Genomic DNA, 7,110 nt, shown 5'->3' with positions numbered 1-7,110 from the left:
GCTTTGATGATATTAGTAACCGTATGCCCTATGCTGCTATCTATACCAGTCTCGGATGCCCATATTCGTGTACATTTTGTTGCATTAATGCCCCCTTCGGCAAGCCGGGTATACGGTACCGAACACCTGAAGTTGTGGTGAAAGAACTAGAATTGCTTCATACTCAATACGGTGTTAAAAATGTTAAATTTGTGGATGAGATGTTTGTGTTGGATGAACGCCATTACATGAAAATTATGGATTTGATTATCGAGAAAAAACTTGATTTGAATATATGGTGCTATGCCAGAGTCGATACGATCAAAGAAGAGACGCTTGATACCATGAAAAAAGCGGGTGTCAATTGGTTGGCATTGGGTATTGAATCAGCGAATCCGAATGTAAGAGACGGTGCTTCGAAAAAGATGAGAGTTAAAGACATCGAAACGGTTATACGACAAATACAAAATGCCGATATACGAGTTATAGGTAATTATATCTTCGGACTGCCCGACGATACGGAAGATACACTCAAAGAAACCTTAGAAATGGCGATTGAGCTTAATTGTGAATTTGCGAATTTTTATTGTGCGATGGCGTATCCTGGATCAGAGCTGTATACGATGGCGTTAAAAGAGAATTGGGCGTTACCGAAAGAGTGGAAAGATTATTCACAACACGGCTACGCTATCCTTCCGCTCCCGACCAAGCATTTGAGCGCGAAAGAGATTATTCGATTTCGAGACAATGCATTTCATCACTATTTTGAAAATCGGGTATATCTCGATATGATAGAGTCAAGATTTGGGTTAAGTGTACGAGAACATATTGAACAGATTACAAAAAACAAATTAAAAAGACAAATTTTAGAGTAAATAAGGTGTGGATAGATGGATTTTAAAATAGAAGATATTTCGTATACGGTTAGTGAGTTTTGTCCCGGACCTTGTCGATATTGTTCCATGTGGGAACTTCCGAACCGTCAAAAAGAGGAATTAACCAGCGAAGAGCTTGACAGCGTATTTAGCTCACAATATTTAGATCTGAAAAAAGTTCATCTTACAGGAGGAGAGCCTCATCTCTCACCCACTTATCTCAGAGTGGTGGACAGCCTCCAAAAATATCATCCGAATGTTATTATTGATTCACCTATCACGGGATGGTTTCCGGATAAACATGAAGAGATTGCGAGATACGTTTTACAAAAGTCTCCCCTTTACCGACTGGATATTTCATTAGATGGCGATGAGGAGACCAACGCAAAGATTCGGCTTCACAAAGATGGTTTTAAAAAATCAATCGAAACGGTTGAACGGCTCAAAAAAATTCCGGGGGTACTGATCCGCTTCCAATTTACTATTTATAAAGAAAATTACCATTTAATCGAGTGGATTTATAATTTTGCAAAAGAGATGGGAGTGGGGCTATATCTGGGCTATGGAAGATATAATCCTGAGCGATACCGAAATAAGAAAGACAACGTAACCCAAGAAGAGCTTAGTGAGAATGATTTCATCTATACTGAAGCTGAGTTGGCGGAGATTGATCGACAGCTCAAAACTATCGGTTATGATAAGGGGAGATATGCGAGCAAATATTTGCTTCAAAAAGCGGTATTTGATGGGGAACATATAGATTTTAACTGCTACATGGGGTCTAAAAATATCGATATTGACCCTTACGGTAATTTATATCCATGCCTCCTTTGGCTCCCGTATTTAAAAATAGGGAATATCAGAGAAGCCGGTGGTTTTGACAAGGCAATTGAGCAGATGCAGGCCAAAGAGGTGTTGAATGCGATTGAGAATAAAGCGTGTCAGAAGGATTGCCTTTATACATGTGCAAACAAATGTGAACTGATTGAACCGAATATCAAAGCGGTTGGAATGATGAATTACGATGGCGGTCAATATGGCTTTATGTTCAGTCAAACCGACATCATTCCTCTTCGTCCTTGGTGGTATGATGAGTATAAAGCCAAAGGGATCATTTAAACTATGGTATGGTTTGACCTCGTTACCCCTAAATCAGTTCTATTTTTTCGACGGATCATTATGGAAATTCAAAAGCGCGGGCATGAGGTTCTTGTGAGCGCACGTGAAGGGAAAGATTATTCCGAGGTAGTGGAATTGCTTCGATTGTATAAGATTGATTTTGTCAATCGCGGGGGATTCGGTGGGGCTGATTTAAAGGATAAACTTTCAGCATCATTGGAGCGTCAAAAAGAGTTGATGGAATTTATTGCCGATCATCATATTGATCGGTTGGTTTGTTTATGCAGTGTTGATGCGAACCGGATTGCGTTTGGTTTGGGAATTCCAATCATCAATTTTTACGATATACCTCTCTCGGATTGCGAGGAGAATTTTAAACGGGCATTGCCGCAAGCGAGGCTCACGTTACCGCTTTCGACACGAGTTTTGAAACCTTTTGTTGTCCCTGATGAAATTTTTAGACGTTTTTCATTGGAAGACGAACAGATTTTTAATTATGATTTTATAGATCCACTCATTTGGCTCGAAGAGTTTTGTTATGATCCGGAGTATGTTAAAACCCTTTTGGAACCGTTTAAGATAGATTGTTCACGCCCTTTGATCGTTTTACGGGAAGAGGAGTATAAATCGAGTTACGTAACAAAACAATTTCCGATTCTCTACGATGCGATGGAAGAGTTGAGTGCATTGGGAAATATTGTCATTATTCCACGGTATGAAGCCTCTTATCTTAAAGCGTTATTCCCTTATGCGTATGTGTTGGAGGAAAAGGTGGTTATTCAGCATTTGCTGCGAGAATGTGATCTTTTTATCGGCGGTGGCGGAACGATTAATACCGAAGCATGTTATTTCGGAACGCCGACTATTTCGACACGTAGTTTCGTGAGCCATTATGATAAATACCAAATTGATACGCAGATGATGCGATGGGTTACAACGAAAGAAGAGCTGGTGAAGGCGGCATCGGAGATGATTTCACAACGCCAAGAAGAGAGAGCCAATGCAGTTTTTGGGACAATGAACGTGGCGATTGATACGATTGTAAAGACTATTTTGGAATAATCTATTGTTGGGATGAGGTTACTCCGATTTGGTGATACTCAAATCCGAGTGTTTCGAGCCATTTGGCTTTATACTGATTACGTCCGTCAAACAGAATCGCTGTACGGAGTCGATGTAAAATTTCTTCAAAATCAGGACTTCGAAATTCTTTCCATTCAGTCACTAGAATGAGGGCATCAGCATCATCTAGGGCATCGTATTTATTCGGAAGATAGACGATTTCAGGAAAAAGCTTTTGAGTTTCTTCCATTGCCTCGGGATCATAAGCACGGATGGTAGCACCTCTTCCGATCAGGTCTTTTATAATTGTAATGGAGCTTGCTTCGCGTATATCGTCAGTTTGGGGTTTGAAGGCTAGACCCCATACAGCGAAAGTTCTGCCGCTGAGATCCTCTCCAAAGCGATGAACGACTTTACGGGCAATGAGATGTTTTTGGCTGTTATTGACCGATTCGATTGCATCGAGCATCTGAGGAGTATATCCGTAGTGTCTGGCAGTATAGGCTAAAGAACGGATATCTTTTGGGAAACAGCTTCCGCCGTATCCGCATCCGGGATAGATAAAACTATATCCGATGCGGCTGTCGCTGCCGATACCAATCCGGACTTTATTGACATCCGCACCTGTAAGTTCACAGATATTAGCGATTTCATTCATAAAACTGATTCGGGATGCGAGCATTGCGTTGGCGGCGTATTTTGTCATTTCGGCGCTACGAACATCCATACCGATAAAGCGATCTCGTGTTTTCATAAATGGAGCGTATAAATCGTGCATGATGCTCATGGCGTTATTATCATCTGCACCTACGATCACTCGGTCAGGATGCATGAAATCGTCGATTGCTGAACCTTCTTTGAGAAATTCAGGATTAGAGACGACGTGAAATCCGAACGATACCCCTCTGCGATTGAGTTCAGTTTGAATATGTAGACGAACTTTATCAGCTGTTCCTACCGGAACGGTTGATTTATTGATCACGATCGTTGAATGGTGCATACAGCGACCAATTTCTGAAGCTACACCCAAAACATAATTCAGATCGGTTTGACCATTAGGTGTCTGAGGGGTACCGACTGCGATAAAACAGAGTTCACATTCGGCAAGTGCTGTGCACAGGTCGGTTGTAAAACGGAGCGTTTGTTTGGAGATGTTTGAGATAACCAGTGTTTCGAGACCCGGTTCATACATAGGAATTGAACCGGCGGATAGTTTATCGATTTTTTCACGGTCGATATCGACGCATATGACCGTATTGCCCATATCCGCCAGACATGTTCCTGTGACCAGTCCGACGTAACCAGTTCCGATGATGGTTATTCGCATGGTGGCTCCGTTGGTATTATCTGATCATAGGATAAAGGTGTTCCTTTTGGATAATTTGAGGTAAACTTTTTTCCTAGAATTTTAGGTAGATATTTTGGAGCCAATCCGAATCCGGGACGAACGGAACGTACATTACGCTCGGTAACGATTTCTCCGGCTTTGACATCTTCGGAAATAAACAGACTGCGCGAAAACTCCCGTGATTTCAAACTCTTCGGACTTAATTCATACGTCACTTTCCCCAAAAGTTTTTCACAGTCGCGTACCGCATCGACCATCATCTTAAATTCCTGCGGTTCCAAGCTAAACGCGCTGTCCGCACCGCCCATACCGCGATCGAGAATAAAATGCTTCTCGATCATCCGTGCCCCCAAAGCAACGGCGGCAACAGGGGCAGCGAGACTCATCGTGTGATCGGAGAGCCCTACATTCACCCCAAAGCGGGTTTTCAGATCGCTAATCGTGAGAAGGTTCATCTCCTCTAACGCGGCTGGATAGGCGGAGGTGCATTTGAGCAGTGTGATCTGGTCGTTCCCCACACGCCGACACGCACTCATCGCCTCTTCGATGTCGCTCAGTGTCGCAATACCGGTGGAGATGATGATCGGTTTCCCCTTGGCAGCTGTGTATTCGATGAGTGGAATATCGGTGATCTCAAAACTGGCAATCTTATACGCCGGAACGTCCAACTCAGACAAAAAATCGACGGCACTATTATCAAACGGAGAGGAAAATGCCTCCATCCCGAGACTTTTGGCATGATCGAAGAGGATGCTATGCCACTCCCACGGAGTCATCGCTTCGGCATAGAGATCATGAAACTTCCGTTTGTCCCACAGCGTCCCCTGTGAAATCGTAAACATCTCGCTGTCGCAATTGAGGGTAATCGTGTCGGGGGTGTACGTTTGAAGCTTGATCGCGTCGGCACCCGAAGCCTTCATCGCATCGATGGTACGCAATGCGGTATCGAGCGAGCCGTTGTGGTTGGCGGAGAGTTCAGCGATGATAAATACTTTTTCATCCGTATTATGGTGTCCGATCTTCATTGATACAGCTCCATTCTAATCATTTCTCTTTTTTCATACGCGGTTCGGTTTGTCTCTACAAAATCGAATTTTTCGTATAAATATTTAGCCCGCTCATTGTCGACAAAAACAGTGGCAATCAGCGTTTTTACCTTGAGGGTTACAAACGCATAGTCGATCAGCGTTCTCATCAGTGTTTCCCCGACACCTCGCATCTGAGGATTTGCATATAGCCCTAGTTCGGCAGATTTTTCCGTTATATCCATGAAATCAATTACGCCGATATTTTTACCCTCTCGTTGAACCAAAAAATAGCGTCTATCCACTCTACGTTTTAGCGATTCGACAAACTGCAGATGCTCCTCCATAGAAATTTCATTCTGATGGAGCATCCATTCACGAATTTTCGGATGATTGCGCCACGATAACACCAAGGTTAGCTGGTTTGTATCAAGCGTTGTAAAATCGAGTAATCGCATCGACATTCCACTCCTTTAAAACGACATAGTTCTCTTTTTCTAAATACTCAACCATATCTTCTTGATTAGTAGCGCTCTGGAGCGCGATAAAGGGAATTTCCATATAAAGAACTTCATGCACCATAACACTGGGGGTGATAATTGCTAAACGGCTTTGATGGAGAAGCTGTGCCACATGTTTTGAATTGACTTCTAACGTAATGTTTTTTTTCTCTTTAACAAAGATTTCCAGTTCATTCAGATGGGGATTTCCGGATGTCGTTACGACGCATACACTCATATCATCACGCAGTGTTTTGAGAATATCCAGCGTCATATTGGTAGGATCGGTTCCCCCCATCGCGATAAAAATATCATAGATTTTTTTTCGTTTGATTTGCTTTTCGGTTTTAAACTCATCACGTATCAGCGTGTACTCCGCACCGCAGTGAAGTTCACAATGTTCAGGAACCAATCCACGGTATCGAGTCAGATTCGCTGAGATATTGTGGTTGAGGAGGATGTCACAATAGTGGTGTTCATAGGTATCATCAAACGAGAGGATAGTAACTCCGCAAGTATCTTTGAGCTTTTTCTCGAAAACGGCATCGATACCGTAGTGATCGAACACCACCATATCGATAGTCTGTTCCCGAATAAGGGCTATCAGCTCGTTGGGATCGTTAGAACCCAGAATGTGGACGGGATAGGGAATTTGATCAATGATATTGCCGCTCAAATTTTGGCAGGCAAACTGTACCGTATCCTGCGGATGTTGAGCGGCGAACACCAAATCGCGCATAATGTGTCCCAATCCGATAGCACTCGAAGAGTCGGCACGGATAAGGAGATTCATAGCGCTTGGAGCACTTTGTGCATCAACTCGGCGCGCGTCCAGTCCTCTAACGTATCGATGTCCTGCACCAAATGGCGCGGCAAAACGATCGTTGTCGCCGCATCGGAGAAGATCGCTCTCCCCTCTAGCCATGCGTCCCGCGTCCCCCAGTAGAATTGTCCCACATCGTGATACGCCTCTTCGAGATCTTGTGAGCGCGTTGCGAAATGTTCCGGATAAAACATTTCGATATTTCCCCTCTCGTCACGCTTCACGCCGCGCTGAATCGGAAACGGGAACGTGGTAACAGGAAAAGCGTACTGTTTGTTATGGGTGATAAGGGCGTTATAGGCATCACGTATATCTTCTGAGCGGATAAACGGCGCTGTTGCATAGATACAGCAGGCGTAATCGATAACCGAATCGTTTT

At 43.5% G+C, this 7,110-nt stretch carries 7 protein-coding genes and 1 pseudogene; 3 read left to right on the top strand and 5 right to left on the bottom strand.

Going from position 1 to position 7,110, the window contains the following annotated elements; all coding sequences use genetic code 11:
* From WA010_RS09015 to WA010_RS09005, 3 genes are all read left to right on the top strand, one after another.
* Nucleotides 1–854: B12-binding domain-containing radical SAM protein (locus tag WA010_RS09015; protein ID WP_422556798.1), on the top strand; the 854-nt coding region annotated here is incomplete at its 5' end.
* Nucleotides 855–869: 15 nt separating this feature from the next.
* Nucleotides 870–1,973, top strand: a complete 1,104-nt coding sequence (locus WA010_RS09010; RefSeq protein WP_422556797.1) for a radical SAM protein — start codon at nt 870–872, stop codon at nt 1,971–1,973.
* Between the two features lie 3 nt (nt 1,974–1,976).
* A complete protein-coding gene (locus WA010_RS09005) occupies nt 1,977–3,035 on the top strand; it encodes a DUF354 domain-containing protein (protein ID WP_422556796.1) in 1,059 nt (352 codons plus the stop codon).
* 1 nt (nt 3,036) lies between these two features.
* On the opposite strand, the gene WA010_RS09000 is transcribed toward WA010_RS09005, so the two are convergent.
* From WA010_RS09000 to WA010_RS08980, 5 genes and pseudogenes are all read right to left on the bottom strand, one after another.
* The gene (locus WA010_RS09000) at nt 3,037–4,362 is read right to left on the bottom strand and encodes a UDP-glucose dehydrogenase family protein (protein WP_422556795.1); all 1,326 of its coding nucleotides are present in this window, start codon (nt 4,360–4,362) and stop codon (nt 3,037–3,039) included.
* On the bottom strand, nt 4,353–5,408 hold the full coding sequence (gene pseI / locus WA010_RS08995; protein ID WP_422556794.1) for a pseudaminic acid synthase: 1,056 nt from the start codon (nt 5,406–5,408) through the stop codon (nt 4,353–4,355). The genes WA010_RS09000 and pseI overlap by 10 nt, the downstream gene beginning before the upstream one ends.
* Nucleotides 5,405–5,872 (bottom strand): UDP-4-amino-4,6-dideoxy-N-acetyl-beta-L-altrosamine N-acetyltransferase, encoded by a 468-nt coding sequence (pseH, locus tag WA010_RS08990; RefSeq protein ID WP_422556793.1) that lies wholly within the window; start codon nt 5,870–5,872, stop codon nt 5,405–5,407. The genes pseI and pseH overlap by 4 nt, the downstream gene beginning before the upstream one ends.
* Entirely contained in the window at nt 5,838–6,701 is an 864-nt protein-coding gene (gene pseG, locus WA010_RS08985) for a UDP-2,4-diacetamido-2,4,6-trideoxy-beta-L-altropyranose hydrolase (RefSeq protein WP_422556792.1), read from the bottom strand. Before pseG ends, pseH begins: the two co-directional genes overlap by 35 nt.
* A pseudogene (locus tag WA010_RS08980) lies at nt 6,698–7,110 on the bottom strand (pseudaminic acid cytidylyltransferase); the annotation flags it as partial. The gene pseG and the pseudogene WA010_RS08980, both read right to left, overlap by 4 nt.

Source organism: Sulfuricurvum sp., from assembly GCF_049305995.1.
In the GTDB taxonomy this organism is placed as follows: Bacteria; Campylobacterota; Campylobacteria; order Campylobacterales; family Sulfurimonadaceae; genus Sulfuricurvum.
The sequence above is the reverse complement of the archived record's forward strand: the minus strand, read 5'-3'. Positions and strand labels throughout refer to the sequence as shown.